The following is a 21216-nucleotide window of genomic DNA, read 5'->3' as shown; positions in this document are numbered from 1 at the left end:
TCCGACCTGGGCACGCACTGGTGCCGTGTTTAGAGAAGCGCTACAGGCTTAATACAGAAGAGCGAAATAGCTGAGCAGAGTGAGGCAAGCAATGACTGGATACGTTCAAGTCGGTGGCCTTCAGGTCGCCAAGGTCCTGTACGACTTCGTGAACAACGAAGCCATCCCCGGGACCGGCATCGTCGCCGAGCAGTTCTGGGCAGGTGCAGAGAAGATCATCAATGACCTCGCTCCAAAGAACAAAGCCCTGCTCGCCAAGCGCGACGAGCTGCAAGCCAAGATCGACGCCTGGCACCAGGCACGCAAAGGCCAGGCCCATGACGCCGTAGCCTACAAAAGCTTCCTCCAGGAAATCGGCTATCTGCTGCCACAAGCCGACGATTTCCAGGCCACCACGCAGAACGTGGACGAAGAAATCGCCCGCATGGCCGGCCCACAGCTGGTAGTGCCGGTGATGAACGCCCGCTTCGCCCTGAACGCCGCCAACGCCCGTTGGGGTTCGCTGTACGACGCCCTGTATGGCACCGATGCCATCAGCGATGAAGGCGGCGCCGAGAAAGGCCAGGGCTACAACAAAGCCCGGGGCGACAAGGTTATTGCCTTTGCCCGCGCCTTCCTCGACGAAGCCGCGCCACTGGCTGCAGGCTCGCATGTCGACTCCACGGCCTACAGCATCAAAGCCGGCAAGCTGGTCGTCGCCCTCAAGGGCGGCAGCAACAGCGGCCTGCGTGACGATGCCCAACTGATCGGCTACGTCGGCGATGCCGCCGCGCCGACCTCCGTGCTGCTCAAGCACAACGGCCTGCACTTCGAAATCCAGGTCGATGCCAGCACCCCGGTTGGCAGCACCGATGCCGCCGGCGTCAAAGACATCCTGATGGAATCGGCACTGACCACCATCATGGACTGCGAAGACTCGGTCGCGGCCGTGGACGCCGATGACAAAGTCATCGTCTACCGCAACTGGCTGGGCCTGATGAAAGGCGACCTGGCCGAAAGCGTGAACAAGGGTGGCAAGACCTTCACCCGCACCATGAACCCAGACCGCGAATATGCCGCGCCAAACGGTGGCACGGTCACCCTGCACGGCCGTTCGCTGCTGTTCGTGCGCAACGTTGGCCACCTGATGACCAACCCGGCGATCCTCGACGCCCAGGGCAATGAAATCCCCGAAGGTATCCAGGACGGTCTGTTCACCAACCTGATCGCCCTGCACAACCTCAACGGCAACACCAGCCGCAAGAACACCCGTACCGGCAGCGTCTACATCGTCAAGCCGAAGATGCACGGCCCGGAAGAAGTGGCCTTCGCCGCTGAAATCTTCAGCCAGGTCGAAGACCTGCTGGGCATGCCGCGCAACACCGTCAAAGTCGGCATCATGGACGAGGAGCGCCGTACCACGGTCAACCTCAAGTCCTGCATCAAGGCCGCTGCCGAGCGCGTGGCGTTCATCAACACCGGCTTCCTCGACCGCACCGGTGACGAAATTCACACCTCCATGGAAGCCGGCGCCGTCGTGCGCAAGGGCGCCATGAAGAACGAGAAGTGGATCGGCGCCTACGAGAACAACAACGTCGACGTCGGCCTGGCCACCGGCCTGCAAGGCCGTGCGCAGATCGGCAAAGGCATGTGGGCCATGCCCGACCTGATGGCTGCCATGCTCGAGCAGAAGATCGCCCACCCGCTGGCCGGTGCCAACACCGCCTGGGTACCTTCGCCGACCGCCGCTACCCTGCATGCCCTGCACTACCACAAGGTCGATGTGCAGGCGCGTCAGCGCGAGCTGGCTACGCGCACCCCGGCTTCGGTCGACGACATCCTGGCCATCCCGCTGGCCGCCGACACCAACTGGTCGGCCGAGGAGATCCGCAACGAGCTGGACAACAACGCCCAGGGCATCCTTGGCTACGTGGTTCGCTGGATCGATCAGGGCGTGGGTTGTTCGAAGGTGCCGGACATCAACAACGTCGGCCTGATGGAAGACCGCGCCACCCTGCGCATCTCGGCCCAGCTGCTGGCCAACTGGCTGCGCCACGGCGTGGTCAACGAGGCGCAGGTGCTGGAAAGCCTCAAGCGCATGGCGGTGGTGGTCGACCAGCAGAACGCTGGCGACCCCCTGTACCAACCGATGGCGCCGAGCTTCGACGACAACGTCGCGTTCCAGGCGGCCGTGGAGCTGGTGATCGAAGGTGGCAAGCAGCCGAACGGTTATACCGAGCCGGTACTGCACCGTCGCCGTCGCGAGTTCAAGGCGCGTAACGGGTTGTAAGTAACATCTGCGTACGGGGGCCGCTTTGCGGCCCCTCTACCCATCACCCAATCTTCAGTTCTTTCTTCACCAGCTCCAGCAGTTTGCCCAGGTCCACCGGCTTGAGCAAAAAGTCGACCACCCCCAGGTGCATCACGTCTACCGCCTCTTTCACATCGGTGTCGCCCGACACCACGATGATCGACAACGCCGCCCGCTCCGACTTACGAATATACCGGATCAGATCCAGGCCATCCTTGGGCTCCATGCGCAGGTCAGTGATCACCAAGGCGATCCTCGGCTCGTAATGCAGCTTGAACATCGCCTCCTGGACCCCGTCGGCCGTCATGCAGTCGATGCCTCTGCTTTTCAGGTACAGGCTCAAGGCCTCGCTGTTCACTCGGTTGTCATCCACCACCAGAACCACAGGCTTGGGCGCAATAGGCGCCACCAGCCGGGCCAGTGCCTCGCGTTCGGCGTCACTCAGGATGTCGTCATGCTCAACCATGGTCGTCTCGTCAAAAAGTCTTGCTCACCGGTAAGACCGCGCTTTGCGATATTGATCACACGCCGCCCATAGACTTACGTCCAATGGGCACCACACCTCAGCCAGCCGACCATGGGGACCGAGAACAACAAGGCCGGCACCTATATATAGATATATATAGTTCGGCGTAGCGATACGGTCAGTGTCATGAGTAAAAAGGACGCCTACAGCCAGGCGGGCAGGACGGCTGTGCTGCAGAACATACAAGGTACGTTGCAGTTTCTGCAGCGCTTCCCACCCTTCAACCAGATGGAGCACAGCCATCTGGCGTATCTGGTCGAGCAGTGCCAGCTGCGTTTCTATGCCAGTGGCGAAAGCATCGTCAAACCCGCCGACGGCCCGGTCGAGCACTTCTACATCGTCAAACAAGGGCGCGTGGTCGGCGAACGCCAGCACCTGGTCAAACCCGGTGTGGAGACCACCTTCGAGATCACCAGCGGCGAGTGCTTCCCCCTGGCCGCCCTGCTTGGCGAGCGCGCCACCCGCACCGAGCACCTGGCCGGTGAGGACACCTTCTGCCTGCAACTGAACAAGGCCGCTTTCATCCGCGTGTTCTCCCTGTCGGAAGCCTTTCGCGACTTTGCCCTGCGCGGGGTCAGCAGCCTGCTCGACCAGGTCAACCAGCAGGTGCGCCAACGCGCCGTGGAAACCCTCGGCACCCAGTACTCGCTGAACACCCCCCTGGGCGAGCTGGCCATGCGTCACCCGGTGGTGTGCAACCCCGACACGCCGCTGCGCGACGCCGTGCGGCTGATGCACGAGCAGCAGGTCGGCAGCATTGTCGTGGTCGACCCCCAGCGCTACCCGATCGGCATCTTCACCCTGCGCGACCTGCGCCAGGTGGTGGCGGGCGCGGATGCCGACCTGGGCGCGCCCATCGACCGGCACATGACCGCCAGGCCGTTCTACCTCAGCCCGCAGGCCAGTGCTTTCGATGCCGCCATGGCCATGACCGAGCGGCATATCGCGCATGTCTGCCTGGTGGACAACCAGCGCCTGTGCGGGGTGGTTTCCGAGCGTGACCTGTTCTCCCTGCAACGTGTCGACCTGGTGCACCTGGCGCGTACCATCCGCCATGCCCCGCGTCTGGACACCCTGGTGTCGCTGCGCGGTGAGATCAGCCAGCTGGTCGAGCGCATGCTCGCCCATGGCGCCTCGTCGACGCAGATCACCCAGATCATCACCTTGCTCAACGACCACACGGTCTGCCGGGTGATCGAACTGGCCATAGCCGAACGCGGCGACCCAGGGGTGCCGTTCAGCTGGCTGTGCTTCGGCAGTGAGGGGCGGCGCGAGCAGACCCTGCACACCGACCAGGACAACGGCATTCTGTTCGAGGCCCGCGACAGCGCCGAAGCCGACGCGATCCGTGCCCGCCTGCTGCCCCTGGCGCAGTACATCAACCAGTGCCTGGCACAGTGCGGCTTTACCCTGTGCAAAGGCAATGTCATGGCCGGCAACCCCGCGCTGTGCCTGTCACGCGGGGAATGGGCGCGGCGCTTCGCAGGATTCATCCGCGAGGCAAGCCCCGAAAACCTGCTGGGTTCGAGCATCTATTTCGACCTGCGCGTGGTCTGGGGTGATGAGCAAGGCTGTGAACAACTGCGCCAGAGCCTGCTGGCCCAGGTCGCCGACAACCGCATTTTCCAGCGCATGATGGCCGACAACGCCCTGCGCCAACGCCCACCGGTGGGGCGCCTGCGCGAATTCGTGCTGACCCGCCAGGGCAACGACAAGGCCGCCACCCTCGACCTCAAGGTGCAGGGCCTGACGCCCTTCGTCGATGGTGCGCGCCTGCTGGCCCTGGCCAACGGCATCGGCGCCTGCAACACCCTCGAACGCCTGCGCCAGCTGGTGCAGAAGGGCATCATCGAACCACTCGACGGTGCGGCTTACGAAGAGGCCTACCACTTCATCCAGCAGACCCGCATGCAGCAGCACCAGCGCCAGACCCGCGATAACCTGCCCTACTCCAACCGCGTCGACCCCGACAGCCTCAACCACCTGGACCGACGCATCCTGCGTGAGTCGCTGCGCCAGGCCCAGCGCCTGCAAAGCAGCCTGGCCTTGCGGTACCAGCTATGAGCCTGTTCGCCTGGCTGCGCCCCAACCTGCCCACGCTGGACGACACCGCGCGCCAACGCCTGGCGCAGTTGCCCAAGCCGGCTGCGCTGGGGGTGTGCACGTTGCGCGAACAGCGCTGGGTGGTGCTGGACCTGGAAACCAGTGGCCTCAACCCCAACCGTGACCAGGTCCTGTCGATCGGTGCCGTGGCCATCGAGGACGGTGCCATCGACTTTGCCCAGCAGTTTGAACGCACTCTGTACCGCCCCTCCCAGAAGACCAACGCCAGTGTGCTGATTCACGGGCTAGGGCCCAGTGCCCTGGCCGCGGGTTGCGACCCGGCCGAGGCGTTGATCGACCTGCTCGACTTCATTGGCGACAGCCCGGTGTTGGCGTTCCATGCGCCTTTCGATCAGCGCATGCTGGCGCGGGCGCTGAAGGAAAGCCTGGGCTATCGCCTGCAGGTGCCGTTCCTGGATGTGGCTGAACTGGCGCCGATGCTCAACCCCGACACGGTACTGCGCGAAGCCGGGCTGGATGACTGGGTCGCCCGCTTTGGCCTGCAGGTTGAAGAGCGCCACCATGCCAGCGCCGATGCCCAGGTCACTGCCGAGCTGGCGTTGATCCTGTTCAGCCAGGCTCGCCGCCAGCAGCTCGACAGCCCGTTGCAACTTGAGCAGCGGTTGCGCGGGTGGCGGCGGCGTGCGGCACAGAGTCACGGTTTGTAGGGCTTGAGTGTTGTTGCGCCGGTGAGATCGAGCGCCGCCCGCGCGGCGCTTCGCGGGGCAAGTCGGATCGCCGCACCGCCGCTCCCACATCTATTTCGGGCCAGTGAGGCCAGTACCTTAGGGGCGTGACCGCCTTGTTGGTCCGATTCGATATCGAGGCGGGCGCCAAGGGGCCGCGCGCCAATGCCTCAGGAATAACTGGCCCGAAACAGATGTGGGAGCGGCGGTGCGGCGATCCGACTTGCCCCGCGATGCGCCGCGCGGGCGGCGCTCGATCTGATAGGCGCTGAATCATCCAGACCATGCGCCTGGAAGCCCCGCATAGTGGCAATCCGATAAGCGTCCATTGCGCCGCGCCCCCCGCCTCTGCAACAATCGCGAATAATTATCGTTAGTTAATGCATTCGTTCCGGGGGGACGCTGCTTGTCTTCTGCACACAGCCCACACGCCGAGCTGGTCGGTGCGCTTTACCGCGATCACCGCAGTTGGCTGCTCGCCTGGCTGCAACGCAGCATGGCCTGCCGCCAACGTGCCGAAGACCTGAGCCAGGACACCTTCGTGCGCCTGCTCGGCCGCGAGCAACTGGACACGCCCCGCGAGCCGCGCGCCTTTCTGGCCGCCGTGGCCAAGGGGCTGCTGTTCGACCACTTCCGCCGCGCCGCACTGGAGCAGGCCTACCTGGCCGAACTCGCCCACCTGCCGGAAGCCGAACAGCCCTCTCCCGAAATCCAGCACCTGATTCTCGAAGACCTCAAGGCCATCGACCGCCTGCTTGGCAAGCTGTCGAGCAAGGCCCGTGCGGCCTTCCTGCACAACCGCCTGGACGGCATGGGCCACGCCGAAATCGCCGAGCGCCTTGGTGTTTCGGTCTCGCGGGTACGCCAGTACATCGCCCAGGGCATGCGCCAGTGCTATGTGGCCTTGTACGGGGAGCCGACGTGAACGGTTCACCGGTCTCGTCGCGGGTGCTGGATGCAGCCATTGCCTGGAAGCTGAGCCTGGACCAGGGCAGCGGCACGCCAGATGAACGCAGTGAGTTCATGCGCTGGCACGCTGCCAGCGAAGAGCATGCCCGCGCCTGGCGCCAGCTGGGTTGCCTTGACCAGCGCGTCAACGCCGCTGCCGGGCCCGCGCGCCAGGCGCTGCTGCAATCGCGTGCCGGCTTGCGCCGGCGCATCGGCAAGGTGGGCGGTGGCCTGGCGGGCATGTTCCTGCTGGGTTCGTTGCTGGCTTGGGTCGGCGCCCCGTCGCTGTCAGCGCACTACTGGCTGGCCGACCAACGCACCGCCACCGGCGAGCTGCGCACCCTGCGCCTGGAAGACGGCACCTTGCTGAGCCTGAACACCCACACAGCAGTGGACATCGACTACGCAGGCGCGCAACGGGTGATCGTGCTGCACCAGGGTGAAATCTCGGTCGAGACCGGCCACCAAGACCCACGCCCGTTGCTGGTACGCACCGACGACGGCCGCCTGCGCCCGCTGGGCACGCGCTTCCTGGTGCGCCGTGAGGCCAACGGAACACGCCTGGAGGTGCTGCAGGCCTCGGTCGCGGCCATGCCGCTGAACAGTGGGGACGAACAGGTATTGCGCGAAGGCCAGCAGGTGCTCATGGATGCCAACGGCCTCGGCCAGGTCGGCACGGTCGACGTCGGTGCCGATGCCTGGACCCGCGGCATGCTGGTGGTGGACAACGTACGCCTGGCTGACTTGGTCGCTGCCCTCGGCAAGTACCGCAGCGGCCACCTCGGGGTGGCAGACGAGGTCGCCGACCTGCGTGTTACCGGCAGCTTCCCGCTGACCGACATCGACCTGGCCCTGGCATCGCTGGTGCCGGCACTGCCGGTGAAGATAGAGCGGCATACCCCGTGGTGGGTAACGGTTCAGCCCCAGTAGTAGCGGCCTGTGGCCGCGCCTGCAAAAAATCTCGCTTTTTTCATGACACCCCCCTGTCACTTTTGAAATCTCGCTCGGCAAGGAAGCAGTAAGCACTTATCCGTCGAGGAGCCGCTGCATGTCCCGTACTGTCGATCGTATCCTGCGCCCCAGCCTGATGGCCCTGGCCATTGGCCTGGCTGCGCCGTTGACCAGCCCTGCCCTGTTCGCCGCCGAGCAATCCGCCCTGCGCGCCTACGACCTGCCCAGCGCCCCCCTGGCCAACACCCTCAACCAGATCGCCAGCCAATCGGGCATCGCCCTGGCCATCGACCCAGCACTGGTCAGCGGCCGCACTTCGGCGCCCGTCACCGGCCAGTACGACGGCATCGGCGCCCTGCAGGCCGCCCTGCGCGGCAGCGGGTTGCAGTTGCAGCAGAGCAGCGTCGGCAGCTACAGCCTGGTGGCCGTCCCGGATGGCACCCTGGCGCTGCCAGAAATCACCGTGAATGCCGCCAGCATCAGCGAAAGCGCGTGGGGCCCGGTAGAGGGCTACCTCGCCAAGCGCAGCGCCGCCGGCACCAAGACCGATACCGCACTGGTCGAAATACCCCGCTCCATTTCCGTCGCCACGCGCCAGCAAATGGCTGACCGCGGCGTGCACAGCCTGGATGATGCGGTGCGCTACATGCCCGGCATCGTCTCTGCCAGTTTCGGCAGCGACACCCGCTATGACTGGATGCGCGTGCGCGGCTTCGAGCCGACCCAATTCCTCGATGGCCTGCCACTGCCACGTGGCGTATACGCCAACCCGAAAGCCGAAACCTGGAACCTGGACCGCCTCGCGCTGCTGCGCGGCCCAGCCTCCTCGCTCTATGGCCAGACCCCACCGGGTGGCCTGCTGGACATGGTCAGCCGCCGCCCACAGGCCGAAAGCAGCCACGAAATCGAAGTGCAGTACGGCAGCGACAATCACCGCCAGATCAACTTCGCCAGCACCGGCAAAATCGATGACCAAGGCCAGTTCCTGTACAGCGTCAGTGGCGTGATTCGCGATGGCGGCACGCAGATCGACCACATCGACGACAAGCGCTACAACATCGCCCCAAGCCTGACCTGGAACATCGACGAAGACACCTCGCTGACCCTTCTGACCCAGTTCACCCGCGACGATACCGGCGCCACCAGCCAGTTCCGGCCCATCCAGGGCACCAAGATCGACATGCCATTCGGCAAGATCTCGCACCACAAGAACCTGGGTGACCCGGACTACGAGTTCTACGACCGTACCTACTACGCGCTGGGCTATGCCTTCGAGCACCGCATCAACGATGTCTGGCAGTTCCGCCAGAACCTGCGCTACACCAAGACCGACCTGGCGTTCCAGACCATCACCCCCGGCAGCTACTACCAGCCCGGCGGCCCCGTGCAGGACGATGGCACCGTCAGCCGCATGTCCACCAACACCGATGAAGACATCAGCCAGTTCGCAGTGGACAACAACTTCCAGGCTGACTTCAGCACCGGGGACATCAGCCACACCCTGCTGATCGGCCTGGACCACCAGCGCGTCAACACCAACTACCTGTCGATCTTCGGCTTCAACGTGCCAGACAGCAACGTCATCAACCCGGTCTACGGGCTGCCGATCACACGCCCGGATCGCTCCACGGCGTTCTACGACTACAACCAGAAAACCCGCCAGACCGGCGTGTACGTCCAGGACCAGATGGCGCTGGGCAACTGGCGCCTGACCTTGGGCGGGCGTGAAGACTGGGTGCACACTGGCACCAAGTTCTTCAACCAGGGCGATGCCACCAGTACCGAGCGTGACAAGAAGTTCAGCGGCAACGCGGCAATCAGCTACGTGTTCGACTCTGGCTTCGTGCCGTACCTTTCCTATGCCGAGTCGTTCCAGCCGTCCAGCAATGCCAGTGTCTCGGCAACGGAGTCGTTCAAGCCGACCGAAGGCGAGCAGTGGGAACTGGGCATCAAATATCAGCCGCCGGGCTCCAGCACCCTGCTGTCGGCCGCCGTGTATGACCTGACGCAGAAAAACGTCTCTGTCACCAACAACGTCGGTGGCATTACCTTCACCAGCCAGACCGGTGAAGTGAAGGTGCGCGGGCTGGAGCTCGAAGCGGTTGCCGACGTTACCGAAAACCTGAAGGTGGTTGCCGCCTACACCCTGGCCAAATCCGAAGTGCAGGACGGCCTGTACAAAGGCAACCGCCTGCAGTTGATACCCAACCAGCAAGCCTCGCTGTGGGCCGACTACACCTGGCACACCGGCGTACTCGACGGCTTCGGCATCGGCGGTGGCGCGCGCTACACCGGCAACACCTACGGCGACCAGGCCAATACCTACCTGGGCAAGGCCAACGCCTACACCGTGTTCGATGCCTCCGTGCACTACGATCTGGGGCGCCTGGACAACAGCCTGAAGGGTGCCTCGGTGGCGGTCAACGCCACCAACGTGTTCAACAAAGACTACATTTCCACGTGTGACAGCTACTACTGCTACTACGGCGATGAGCGCAGCGTGGTCGCCAGCGCCACTTACAAATGGTGATGACCTGACGACAAGCTCGCCGACCAAGCCGCCCCCCAGGGGCGGCTTTGGTCTTTCTGAACGTCGAGAAAGAAAATGAAATGAAAAGCTCAACCATCCGCCGCTGGTCCGCGATCCACACCTGGAGCAGCCTGGTCTGCACCTTGTTCCTGCTGTTGCTGGCGCTGACCGGCCTGCCGCTGATCTTCCACCACGAGCTGGAGCATCTGCTCGGCGATGCCCCCGAGTTGCGCGAGATGCCCGCAGGCACCCCGCACCTCGACCTGCAGCAACTGGTACTCAAGGCCGAGCAGCATCGCCCCGGCGAAGTGATGCAGTACTTCGGCTACGACGAGGACGAACGCAACGGCGTGGTGGCGATCACCGCCGCCACCGCAGGCACCGAGCCCAATTCGTCACACACCTTCATGCTCGACGCCCGCACCGGCGAAGCTGTCGCCATGCCCGCCGCCAACGGCGGCTTCATGATGGTCATGCTGCGCCTGCACGTCGACATGTTCGCCGGGCTGCCCGGCAAGCTGCTGCTGGCGTTCATGGGTGTGCTGTTCGTCGTGGCGATCATCTCTGGCACCGTGCTCTACGCGCCGTTCATGCGCCGCCTGGATTTCGCCACGGTGCGCCACGACAAATCCCGCCGCCTGCGCTGGCTCGACCTGCACAACCTGATTGGCGTGGTGACCCTGGCCTGGGCGCTGACCGTTGGCGTCACCGGGGTGATCAGTGCCTTGTCCGATCTGGTGATCGCCGCCTGGCGCAACGACAGCCTGGCCGCCATGGTCGCGCCCTACCGTGACGCCCCGCCGCTCACCGAGCGCGCCCCAGCCAGCCGCCTGCTGGACATCGCCGGGCAGGCCGCGCCCGGTATGCGCCCGGACTTCATCGCCTTCCCCGGCACGCGCTTCTCCAGCGAGCACCATTACGCCGTGTTCATGAAGGGCGCCACTCACCTGACCTCGCACCTGCTCACCCCCGTGCTGATCGATGCGCGCACCCTGCACGTGACGGCAGTGGGCGAACGCCCGTGGTACATGGACGCCATGGGCCTGTCCCAGCCACTGCACTTCGGTGACTACGGCGGGCGCCCTATGCAGATTCTCTGGGCGGTGCTGGATGTGCTGACCATCATCGTGCTCGGCAGCGGCCTGTACTTGTGGCTAAGCAAGCAGCGCAAAGCCCGGGAGGTGCGGGCATGAGCCACGCCTCTCGATCATCCTGGCGGATCTTCGCCTGGCCGGCCGCCATCAGCGTGCTCGGTGCCGCCGGCCTGTTTGCCGCCTTGCTGGGTGACGGTGCCTGGGACGCCCTGGCCTGGCTGGGCCTCGGCGTGCCCGCCATCCTCAGCCTGCGCGGGCTTTGCAGTCGATAACCGGCTACCGCTCCGGCCCTTGCCCTGGGCCCTAACGTTACGGCTCCCTTAAGAAAGGAGCGCAACATGCTACCGCTGGAACGCATCGAATTCCTCGACCAGCAGATCATCGCCCTGCTGGCGCAATTACCGGCCGCCGACCGGCAACCGCTCAGCCGACAGCAATTGCAGGGCGAACTGGCGGAATACTGGGCCGCCTGCGACACCCAAGGCCGCTCGCGCAGGGTGCGCCTCGGCGATCTGCGCCGCGCCCTGATGCACGCCGAGCTGACACTGCGCCAGGCCGACGGGACCTTGCCCGCCCCCGAGGCCGACGCCCTCAGCCTGTGCCTCGACCTGCCCAACGCCTGGCAACGGAGGCCCCAGCCGGTGGCCACGCGTGCCCAGGTGTACCGCCTGGTCCTCAGCCGTAGCCAGCCCCACAGCCGCGCGGTGCTGCCGGGTATGTTCGTGGTCGTCACCGGCAACGACGAGGCTGCCGAGCTCACCCCAGAGCAGGCCCTGGGCCCGGCCTTGCTGTGCGGCCTGGCCCAGGGCATCGAGGCCTACGCCTCGCTGGCCGACTTGCACCTTGAGCTGTGCGAGCGCCTCGACGACCCACTGCAAGGCCCGCCACTGCTAAGCCTGCTGGTTGATGACGCGCGTATCGGCAACGCCGCCAAGGCCGACCGGCTACGCTACGAATGGTATCCCGATGACCCGGTGCAAGCCCAGGTCGACAGCCTGATCGAAGCGCAGCGCCTGCGTGTCAACCAAGCCTGGGCAAGCGCCCAGGGTGCCCCGGCACCGGCCGTCGAGACGCTGCACAATGCCCTTTCAGTGGCGGCTGAAGCCGGCAAGCAAGCCTTGCTCGACACCCGCTACGGCCTGCTGCTGGAAAAAAACCTGCCCAATTGGTTGAGCAAGGCAGGGCCCCAGGGGCTTACGCATATCATGCAGACGATGCAACAACTGGTGGCCGCCGGCAATCGCGTCGCCGCCCCGGGCATCCTCACCCTGGGGCAGTTCCGCCAGCAGGACAGCCTGCAGGGCTGGGCGCGCGCGCGCGTCGAAGAACGCCTGCGCCACGATCATGGCCTGCGCTACGCAGCCGCAGACATCATGATCCATGTCGTGCACAGCCGGCAGGCAGGCCCGCAGTTGAATCCGTTTCACCCTTCAAGCTACGTTACCTGGCGAGGCTTCCAGCACGTCGGTGGCCAGATGATCGAACTGATCAGAGAGAGCTACCCGCTACACGAGATGGCATTGCGCAACGTGGCCTGGTTCGACTACGACTACTGGCTCACCGCCCGGATAACCCACCGTCACGGCAAGCCATTACCCGAGGCACTGAACCCGGCCTACATCAAGGCGATGATCAGGCACCTGAATGTCGGTGGCAGCTATCATGCCTACCTGAAAACCCAATTGATCGATTCCCCGGTCGGGGGGTGGCGGCTGAACGCCCATGCCCTGGTCAACCGCGCCCGCATGTGCGCCGAGGCGGCCAAGGCGCGCTATGCCGGGCATCTCGCCCGCAACCCCGATGAGCGAGCCTACCGTTGGGTGCGTCAGGTGCTGGACTATCCGCATAACGCGCTTCGCCCCCCGGTGGACGGACAACGCGTCACCGTGCGCCAATTGACGATCCATGGCCATACCTTGCAAGGCGTGTTGCTGATCAATGCCGAGGGCGCCGGCGTGGGGGCGTTCATCCTCTACACGCCGGACGCACCCGACCGCCGCGCCTGGCGGGGGCTGAGCAATGCGCGCGAACTGATGCGCCTACTGCGCAAACAACCCGCCCTGCGCGCCTACGTGGCGGGCCGCTTGCCGTTGCTGGCACCCGCAGGCATCGAGCGGCTGCTGAACAAAGGCCGGCTGAGCCCCGCACTGCGCACCCCGGCGATCGACGACGAGCTGTTTTTCGCCTGCTACAGGGCCGAAGTGCGCGCCTGGCTGGCCAAGGTCGATGCCGACAGCCGTACCACCGGGGAAGCCGACCTCCAGCAGGGCGCCGACCTGGCCTGGCGCCTGCTAGACCTGATCAGCCTGGTACTGCCTGCCCGGGTGCAACTTCCGCTTGCGCTGGGGCGCATGGCCATCGAGATCTGGGGTGGGGTGGATGCCTTTGGCCAAGATGACATCGACGGCGTGCTGACCCATACCTACAACGCCCTGAGCTATGCCAACGATGCCGGCACCAGCATGGTCAGCACCGGCCTGATGCGCCGGATGATGCGTGGCATGCCGACACAACCGCCATTACCATTGCCCTCGCGTTACAGCATCACGCCTGCACTCGATAACCTGCGCTACACCATTGACGGTGTGCACGGCGAAGGCGTTTTCGAGAAAGCATCGGCATTCGAAGGGCTGACCCTGTATTACATCCAGGACGCCCACGGCCGTTATTACAAGGTCGTGTTCGACGGCCGTCGCTGGCGGGTCATCGACCCAACGCAACCCGATGCCTACTTGCAGCAGCCGGTCAAACGCCTGGCCGATGGCAACTGGGTCATCGACTCACCGGTGCTGTGGTACGACGGCCTGCCGGATCTTGCGCAGTTGCTGGCCGACTGCCGCCTGCAATCGCCGCTGGCGGGTGAGGCGGTGGATGCGCTGGCAGGGCTGTACCGAGCAGACGACCAGCTCTACCTGCAAACCGCTGCCGGGCAACTGCCGCTGCGCGCGCACCTGCTCGCCGGGCGCTACCACCTGCTCATCCCCCACGCCCAGCAAGCCGGCGTGGTGCCGTGGGCGATCCTGCGCTGGCAAGACCAACAATGGCGCATCCGTGTGCGCCAGGCCGGGCGCAGCAGCGATTGGCTGGCGCTGCCCGAAGGCTACTCGGCGAGCCGTGGCAGCAACCGGTCGAGGCGCTGATGCAGGGCACAGCTACTCGGCCAGTTGCGCAGCAGCCGCGCCCGGTCACGGGCGTAGGCCGGGGCGAAGCTGAGCCCGGTGGCGTGCTGGCACATGGCGTCGAGGTCGATCAGCGACCATTGGCCGTTGTGCCAGAACAGGTTGTGGCCCTTGAAATCACCATGGCTGATGCGCTCGCGGATCAGTTGCTGCATCACCTTGACCAACGCATCGACCTGCTCTTCAGGCGCCTCGCCGTTTTCCACATAGGGCGCAAAGCACGCGGTCAGGTCCGGGCCATCGACGAATTCGGTGACCAGGTACGCACGGCTGCGCAGCCCCATCACCCGTTGCTCCAGCACCGCCAACGGGCGCGGTGTGGCGATGTCGAGGAACTCCAAGCGGTGGCCTTCGATCCACGAGTGCCAGGCCCGGCTCGGGCGCCAGAAGCGCTTGAACCAGTGCGCGGTGTTCTTGATGTTGTAGCGCTTGAGCACCAACGGGCGGCCATCGACGTCGATGCGAGCCACGCTGGCGGCGCCACCGGTCTTGTACAGGTGGCCGTTGTCGATCAGCGCATCAGCCTGCGCCAGCACCGGCAGCATCGCTTCGACTTCACCACGGCGGATCGCCCGCAGGCCCGAAAGGCTGCGCTCGACACTGAACAGTGTGCACTCGCGGCCGGCCTTTTCCAGGTAGTCCTTCTGGCGCCAGTTGCGCACCTTGTCGATCTGCTTTTGCAGCGCTTCCATCGGCAACGCGTGCTCGGCATTGGCCAGCAGGTAATGCACCAGCAGCTCTTCGATGAAGGGCTCCAGACGCTTGGGCAACTGGGCGAAGAACACCCCGAGGTTTTCCAGCACACGCGGGCGCGACAACTGCTGGCCCGGCGTCTCGGCCTTGATGCCCGCGCCATCGATCAGGTACAGCTTGGCGCCGTGGCGCAGCAGGTTGTCCAGGTGCAGGTCTTCCTGCCACAGGCCCTTGGCGTGCATCTGCGCCACCGCGGTCAGCGCTTCGCCCAGCACCAGGTGCTGTTCGTCGGCCAGTACCGGCAGGTGCTCAACGGCGGCCCAGGCATCGGCCAGGCTTTCTGCGCCATCGAGAAACTCGAACAACAGCCAGCCGCCCTCGCCTTCCTTCAAGCCATCGGCCAACAGCTTCGGCGTGGTCAGGCCTTGCTCGGCCAACAGCTTCACGCCCTGCAACTCGCGCTGGAAATGCCGCGCAGCGTTGCCCCCCACCAGCAACTTGGCCAGCACCGGCGTGCCACGCCAGACACCGGCACCGACATAGCGCTGGCCGGGCAGTACGCGCAGCAGGCTGAACAATTGCAGGTCGGCGCTACCGGCGGCATCGGCCAGGGTGATACTCAAGGGCAATGCCGGGGTGCGCCCGGCAGCTTTCAGTTCAGACAAACGCATCAGCGGGCCTCTTTTTCACGACGGCGTTGCGTCAGCCGTTGCAGCCAGTTGTCGACCAGGGCGCTGTCCGCCGGCTGCGCCAGGTAGGCCGCCAGCAACTGACGCACATCCGCCTCACTCCAGGCACTGGCACGGCGCAGCAACGGCTCCAGGTCCTTGAGCCGGTCACGCATGCCGAACAGCAGCGGCCGGGTCTTTTCCAGGTCGATCAGTTGCGCGTCCCAGCCCTCGCGGCGCTGGCGCAAGAAAATATGCTTGGGGTAGAAGCAGCCATGTACCTGCCCGGCGCTGTGCAGCGTGCGCGCCAACTGGCCGCAGGCTTCAAGGATGCCTTTGCGTTCGGCGTCGCCCAACTGCGGCCACTGGGCCAACAGGCTGTCCAGGTCGGCCCATTCGTCCAGCGCCCGGGTCATGAGGATTGCCCGGTGCTGGCCGGCCTGCTTGCGCTCGCCATAGAACACCGCCTGCAAAGCCGGGATGTGCAGCTTCTGGTAACGGCTGATATTGCGGAATTCGCGGGCGAAGGTCGGTTCGCCGAAGGGCCTGTGCAGGGTGCGGGTGAGGTAGTCGCTCTGGCGCTTGAGGTAGTAGCCTTTGCCTTCGAGCTCCAGGCGGAACACGCTGCTCCAGCCCCCGCGCCCGGTGTTGGGCTCGTCCACGGCATCGAGCTGCAGCGCCCACAGCGCCTCGAAGTCGTTCAAGCCGTGGCGTTTGAGCAGCGCGAGGTCTGCGCTGGCCAGGTAATCGGTCATTCCCTTCCCTCGAAAAAGCTCAGCACCTGGCGGATCCGCTTCTTGTCGCGGGCATTGAGCCGGTCGCGACCGCGGTATTGCAGGTAGAAACGCAGGCGCTGGGTCGCCGACAGGTGGTATTTGGCGACCTTGTCCAGGCACGCCAGGTCTTTGATCATCCGGTGCCGCCACATGAAACCGCGCCAGAAGTCGCCGGTCGGGCAGTCGATGAAGAATAGCGTGCCCTGGTCGTCGACCAGCAAGTTGCGCCACTTCAGGTCGTTGTGGGCGAAACGGTGCTCGTGCATGACCCGAGTGTGGCGCGCCAGCTGTTGGCTGACATGCTCGACCCAGGCCCGGTCAGCCAGGCGTGCATCATTGCGCTCGGCCAGCGCCGACAAGTCTTCGGTGCGCGGCAGTTCACGGGTGATCATCGCCCCCCGGCCAAACGCCAGGCCCTTGCGTTCCAGGCCCCAGGCGACCACTTCGGCGGTGGGGATGCCCCACTTGGCGAACTGCTTGAGGTTCTGCCATTCGGCCTTGATGCGCGGCCTGCCGAGGTAACGGCGCATGTGCTTGCCGGCGCCGGTGTAACGCTTGACGTAGTAATTGACGCCGTCACGCTCGATGCGCACCACCTCGCTGAGCGGGTCGCGGGTCAAGCGTTCGCCCTGGATGGCAAAGACGGCATCAAGGCTGCCGAAATCCGCCGCCAGGTGTTCGTAGCCGGGCGCCAGTGTCCAACCCGACATCAGAGTGCATCCCCATAACGTTGCTTGCGGTCATAGAGTTTCTGCGCCTTGCGTTCCAGCCAGGCAAGCAGCGCGGCCTCTTCGGCAAGCACCTGGCGCAGCGGGCGCTGGAAGTAGCCACGCAGAAAACGCAATTTGTCGCGACGGGTCAGGCCGATGTCCAGCGCCGAGAAATACAGCGCGGCCAGGTCCTTGTCACGCCAGCGGCGGCTGATGCTCGCCCGCGTCTGGGCACGGTGCAGGTCGATGACCGACAGCTTGAAGTCGTCTGCCGTCACCGGGCGGTCGGTGTGCAGCAGGAAGTGGCAGATGTAGCAGTCGCGGTGGTTGACCCCGGCGCGGTGCATGCCACCGGTCATCTTCGCCACTTCGGCGATCAGCGCACGCTTGAGGCGTGGCTCGGGCGCCTGCCTGACCCAATCGATGCTGAAGTCTTCCAGGCTGATGGTCGGCGCCAGCTCTTCGGTGACGATGAACGAGTGCTGGGTGGCCGGGTTGCTGCCGCGCTCGCCATAGGCGACTGCGGTCATGGTCGGCACACCGACCTCGTGCAGACGCTGGATGGCTCGCCATTCCTGGCCGGCACCGAGCACCGGCAGCTTGGCGCTGAACAGGTTCTTGAAAATCTCGCCCCAACCGATGCCCCGGTGGATCTTGACGAAAAAGCCTTTGCCCTCGACCTCCGTGCGCAGAGTGCGGCGGCCTTCCAGCTCGCGGTATACCTCGCCTTGCAGCGCTTCCACGGCCTCGAAGGCATCACGCCCGGCCCACAGGCGCTTGAAGGGTTCGGCCAGTATCAGCTTCATGCGGTCTGCCCCAGGATCACGTCGGCAGCATGCTGCGGCATGCTGTACAGGTCGGCCGTATCGGCAAAGGCCAGGCCATTGCGCGACCAGTCGGCGCGCGCCTGCGGGTCTTCGAGCATGCGTTGCAGGTAGCCATTGAGTTGTTCCTGCTCGAACGGCTCGTCCAGGACCAGGCCGCAGTCGGCCTCGGCAATGTAGTGGGCGTAGCCACACACCTTGGACACCAGCACCGGCAGGCCTGCCACCAGGGCTTCGAGCAGCACGGTGCCGGTGTTTTCGTTGTAGGCCGGGTGAATCAGCAGGTCGGCGCCCAGCAGGAAGCGCGGGATGTCGCTACGCCCCTTGAGGAACTGCACCTGGTCGCCCAAGCCGAGGGTGGCGCTTTGCAGCTGGAACACCTTGGGGTCGTCCTGGCCGATGACCATCAGGCGGGTGCGCTTGCGCAACGCCGACGGCAGTGCGGCCAAGGCCTTGAGGCTACGGTCGACGCCCTTGGTCTTGAACCCCGAACCAATCTGCACCAGCAGCAGGTCATCGTCCGCCAGGTTGAATTCCTTGCGGAACCCGGCGCGGATCTCGGCGGCATTGGCCGGCGCGCGGCGATCCGGGGAAATGCCCGGCGGCAGCAGGTGGAAGCGTTCTGCCGGGGTGCCGTAATGTTTGACGAACAGCGGCTGCTGCACCTCGGAGATCATCAGCACCTCGGTTTTCGCATCCTTGGCGAACACCGCCCGCTCGTACGCGGCAAAGTGCCGGTAGCGGCCCCAGCGCTTGTACAGGCCGCCGCGCAGGGTCTGGGCCTTGTCTTCGAAGCAGCCGTCGGCGGCGTAGTACACGTCCAGCCCCGGCATCTTGTTGAAGCCGATCAGGCGGTCGACCGGGCGCTTGGCAAGGTCGGCGGCCATCCAGGCGCTGAGCTTCTCGTTGCGCCGGTGGTTGAACAGCGCCTTGACCGGCGCCACCAGCACTTCGAAGCCCGGCGGAATATCACCTTCCCAGATCAGCGTGTACACGCGAATCTGATGGCCGCGCTTCTGGCATTCCAGGGCAATGCGCATGAAGTCGCGCTGCAGCCCGCCGAAGGGGAAATATTTGTAAAGCACGAAAGCCAGTTGCATTAACGAACATCCTCAGCCAGCAGCAACGCGCTCAAGCGGCTCGCCACATGCTCGGGATTCAGGCGAGTGAAGCACAGTGGCCACTCGCGTTTGAGATCGAACCGGCGCAGGTCATCGGCGCTCGGTTTGTAGGTGCACTTCTTCTGCAGGCAGGGCGCGCAGGGGAAATCGCTGGCCTGGTGAACCTGGGCGCGGCCATAGGCGCCGGTCAGGCCAGGGTTGGTCGGGCCAAACAGCGAAATGGTCGGCACGTCCAGCGCTGCGGCCAGATGGCCCAGGCCGGTGTCCACGGCCACGCAGGCCTTGGCCGCAGCCAGCACGCGGGCGACGCCGACAAGGTTCAATTTGGGCAGCACCTGGCAGTTGTTCAAGCCCTGGGCGATACGCTCGGCGCGCGCCTTCTCGGCCGGGTTGCCCCAGGGCAGGCGCACTTGCAGCTTGCGCCGGCCCATGCGCTCGGCCAGCTCGCGCCAGTAGGCTTCGGGCCAATGCTTGGTGGCCCAGGTGGTGCCGTGCAGGAATACCACGTAGGGGGCGGCTGGCGGCAATTGCAGGCGATCAAGGTCCAGGCCGTAGTTGCCGATGCCCTCCGGCAGGTCATAGGCCAGGGCCATGGCGAACAGTTGACGCACCCGCTCCACGGCGTGCTGGCCAACCGCGACCGACAGCGGCCGGTCATAGAAGCGGCTGGCCAGGCCTTCGCGGGCCGAGTAGCGGTCCAGCCCGGCCACCGGTGCCTTGACGTATCGGGTCAGCCAGGCCGATTTGACCAGGCCCTGGGCATCGATCACCAGGTCGTACTTGCGCGCGCGAACACGCTGCTTGAACGCCTTCCACTCGCCGCTCTTCAGGGTCTGCCAGAGATGCTTGCGCCAGCGCCGGATCGCCACCGGGATCACCTCGTCGACCGCAGGGTGCCAGCTGGGGATCTCGGCAAAGCCTTCTTCCACCACCCAGTCGAAACGAATGCCCGGTATGGCGTGGGCGGCATCGGTGATTGCCGGCAGGGTATGGATCACATCCCCCAGCGACGAAGTCTTGATGATCAGTACCCGCACTTAGTCGACCTCGGCCACGGTATCGATCAGGTTCGGACCACCCAGGCTGTGCAAGGCGGCGATGACGCGCTGCGGTTCGAGCAGGCGCAGGCAGTTGTAGTGCCCGAAGCGGCAGGTACGGTCGAAACAAGGGCTGCATTCGATGCCGGTGCGCACCACTTCGACGTGCTCGGCCAGCGGCGGCGTGAAGCCCGGCGAGGTCGAGCCATAGACGGCGACCAGCGGGCGGTTCAGCGCGGCAGCCACGTGCATCAGCCCAGAGTCGTTGGACACCACCGAATCGGCGCAGGACATCAAGTCGATGGCCTCGGCCAGCGAGGTTTCACCCGCCAGGTTGTACGATTCTTCACGCAGCCCCGGGATCAGCCGGTCGCGGATCTGCTCACCGACCGGGTGATCGCTTTTCGAGCCGAACAGCCACACCTGCCAGCCCTGGCGGATCATGGCATCGGCCACGGCGGCGTAGTGCTCGGTCGGCCAGCGCTTGGCCTCGCCAAATTCAGCACCAGGGCACAACGCCAGCACCGGGCGGTCCAGCGCCAGGCCGAACTTGGCCAGGGCCAGGTCGCGGCTCTGCGCCTCGATCTGCAGGCTGGGGCGCGGGTAGGGTTGCGGCAGCTCGGCACCCGGCGCATAGGCCAGGGCCATGAAGCGCTCGATCATCAGCGGGTAGCGCGCCTTGTCCAGCTTGCGCACGTCGTTGAGCAGGCCGAAACGCATCTCGCCGCGCCAGCCGGTGCGTTTGGGGATACCGGCAAAAAACGGTACCAACGCCGATTTCAGCGAGTTGGGCAGCAGGATCGCCTGGTCGTACTGGCCGGCCAGGGACTTGCCGATGCGCCGCCGCGTGGCCAGCTCCAGCGCGCCATGGCCGAGCGGGAAGCTCAAGGCCTGACGCACTTCGGGCATGCGTTCGAGGATCGGCCGGCTCCACTCGGGCGCCAGCACGTCGATCACGCAGTCGGGGTGCTGCTGTTTCAGGCACTGGAACAGGGTCTGCGCCATTACCATGTCGCCGACCCAGCTGGGGCCAATGATCAGTATTCTCATGCTTAGTCCAGAAACGCTCGGGGAGGCTGC

At 65.2% G+C, this 21216-nt stretch carries 17 protein-coding genes; 9 read left to right on the top strand and 8 right to left on the bottom strand.

Annotation, left to right across the window (positions count from 1 at the left end; translation table 11 throughout):
* The first annotated feature begins 91 nt into the window (after positions 1-91).
* Complete coding sequence (locus CKW22_RS25240; RefSeq protein WP_033703101.1) at positions 92-2269, top strand: malate synthase G; 2178 nt, start codon at positions 92-94, stop codon at positions 2267-2269.
* Between the two features lie 43 nt (positions 2270-2312).
* Here the strand turns inward: CKW22_RS25240 and CKW22_RS25235 are convergent, their stop codons facing one another.
* Positions 2313-2756: a response regulator gene (locus tag CKW22_RS25235; protein ID WP_033703102.1), complete on the bottom strand. Its 444-nt coding sequence runs from the start codon at positions 2754-2756 to the stop codon at positions 2313-2315.
* Positions 2757-2942: 186 nt separating this feature from the next.
* On the opposite strand from CKW22_RS25235, the gene CKW22_RS25230 reads away from it, so the two are divergent.
* The 8 genes from CKW22_RS25230 to CKW22_RS25200 all read left to right on the top strand — a co-directional run bounded on the left by CKW22_RS25230 (position 2943) and on the right by CKW22_RS25200 (position 14268).
* Positions 2943-4880: a putative nucleotidyltransferase substrate binding domain-containing protein gene (locus CKW22_RS25230; protein WP_095065455.1), complete on the top strand. Its 1938-nt coding sequence runs from the start codon at positions 2943-2945 to the stop codon at positions 4878-4880.
* The gene (locus CKW22_RS25225) at positions 4877-5587 is read left to right on the top strand and encodes a PolC-type DNA polymerase III (RefSeq protein WP_033703104.1); all 711 of its coding nucleotides are present in this window, start codon (positions 4877-4879) and stop codon (positions 5585-5587) included. The genes CKW22_RS25230 and CKW22_RS25225 overlap by 4 nt, the downstream gene beginning before the upstream one ends.
* 424 nt (positions 5588-6011) lie before the next feature.
* Positions 6012-6530, top strand: a complete 519-nt coding sequence (locus CKW22_RS25220; protein ID WP_047583689.1) for an RNA polymerase sigma factor — start codon at positions 6012-6014, stop codon at positions 6528-6530.
* Entirely contained in the window at positions 6527-7483 is a 957-nt protein-coding gene (locus CKW22_RS25215; RefSeq protein WP_033703106.1) for a FecR domain-containing protein, read from the top strand. Before CKW22_RS25220 ends, CKW22_RS25215 begins: the two co-directional genes overlap by 4 nt.
* Before the next feature lie 118 nt (positions 7484-7601).
* Positions 7602-10034 (top strand): TonB-dependent siderophore receptor, encoded by a 2433-nt coding sequence (locus tag CKW22_RS25210; protein ID WP_095065453.1) that lies wholly within the window; start codon positions 7602-7604, stop codon positions 10032-10034.
* A gap of 80 nt (positions 10035-10114) precedes the next feature.
* Entirely contained in the window at positions 10115-11227 is a 1113-nt protein-coding gene (locus CKW22_RS25205) for a PepSY domain-containing protein (RefSeq protein WP_033703108.1), read from the top strand.
* The gene (locus tag CKW22_RS27640) at positions 11224-11400 is read left to right on the top strand and encodes a hypothetical protein (protein ID WP_077068766.1); all 177 of its coding nucleotides are present in this window, start codon (positions 11224-11226) and stop codon (positions 11398-11400) included. Before CKW22_RS25205 ends, CKW22_RS27640 begins: the two co-directional genes overlap by 4 nt.
* A gap of 66 nt (positions 11401-11466) precedes the next feature.
* On the top strand, positions 11467-14268 hold the full coding sequence (locus CKW22_RS25200; protein ID WP_095065451.1) for a dermonecrotic toxin domain-containing protein: 2802 nt from the start codon (positions 11467-11469) through the stop codon (positions 14266-14268).
* Here CKW22_RS25200 and CKW22_RS25195 read toward each other — a convergent pair.
* From CKW22_RS25195 to waaF, 7 genes are read right to left on the bottom strand one after another with little or no spacing between them, the layout of a single operon-like run.
* Positions 14229-15671 (bottom strand): lipopolysaccharide kinase InaA family protein, encoded by a 1443-nt coding sequence (locus CKW22_RS25195; RefSeq protein WP_033703111.1) that lies wholly within the window; start codon positions 15669-15671, stop codon positions 14229-14231. The genes CKW22_RS25200 and CKW22_RS25195 overlap by 40 nt on opposite strands.
* On the bottom strand, positions 15671-16423 hold the full coding sequence (locus CKW22_RS25190) for a lipopolysaccharide kinase InaA family protein (RefSeq protein ID WP_047583687.1): 753 nt from the start codon (positions 16421-16423) through the stop codon (positions 15671-15673). The genes CKW22_RS25195 and CKW22_RS25190 overlap by 1 nt, the downstream gene beginning before the upstream one ends.
* Complete coding sequence (locus CKW22_RS25185) at positions 16420-17154, bottom strand: lipopolysaccharide kinase InaA family protein (RefSeq protein WP_033703113.1); 735 nt, start codon at positions 17152-17154, stop codon at positions 16420-16422. The genes CKW22_RS25190 and CKW22_RS25185 overlap by 4 nt, the downstream gene beginning before the upstream one ends.
* Positions 17154-17960 (bottom strand): lipopolysaccharide core heptose(I) kinase RfaP, encoded by an 807-nt coding sequence (gene rfaP / locus CKW22_RS25180; RefSeq protein ID WP_033703114.1) that lies wholly within the window; start codon positions 17958-17960, stop codon positions 17154-17156. Before rfaP ends, CKW22_RS25185 begins: the two co-directional genes overlap by 1 nt.
* A complete protein-coding gene (locus CKW22_RS25175) occupies positions 17957-19078 on the bottom strand; it encodes a glycosyltransferase family 4 protein (protein ID WP_095065449.1) in 1122 nt (373 codons plus the stop codon). The genes rfaP and CKW22_RS25175 overlap by 4 nt, the downstream gene beginning before the upstream one ends.
* Complete coding sequence (gene waaC, locus CKW22_RS25170; RefSeq protein ID WP_033703116.1) at positions 19078-20136, bottom strand: lipopolysaccharide heptosyltransferase I; 1059 nt, start codon at positions 20134-20136, stop codon at positions 19078-19080. The genes CKW22_RS25175 and waaC overlap by 1 nt, the downstream gene beginning before the upstream one ends.
* Positions 20137-21186, bottom strand: a complete 1050-nt coding sequence (gene waaF / locus CKW22_RS25165; protein ID WP_095065447.1) for a lipopolysaccharide heptosyltransferase II — start codon at positions 21184-21186, stop codon at positions 20137-20139.
* Between the last annotated feature and the right edge of the window lie 30 nt (positions 21187-21216).

Origin of the sequence: Pseudomonas sp. Irchel s3f19 (assembly GCF_900187555.1) — a bacterium.
In the GTDB taxonomy this organism is placed as follows: domain Bacteria; phylum Pseudomonadota; class Gammaproteobacteria; order Pseudomonadales; family Pseudomonadaceae; genus Aquipseudomonas; species Aquipseudomonas capeferrum.
The sequence above is the reverse complement of the archived record's forward strand: the minus strand, read 5'-3'. Positions and strand labels throughout refer to the sequence as shown.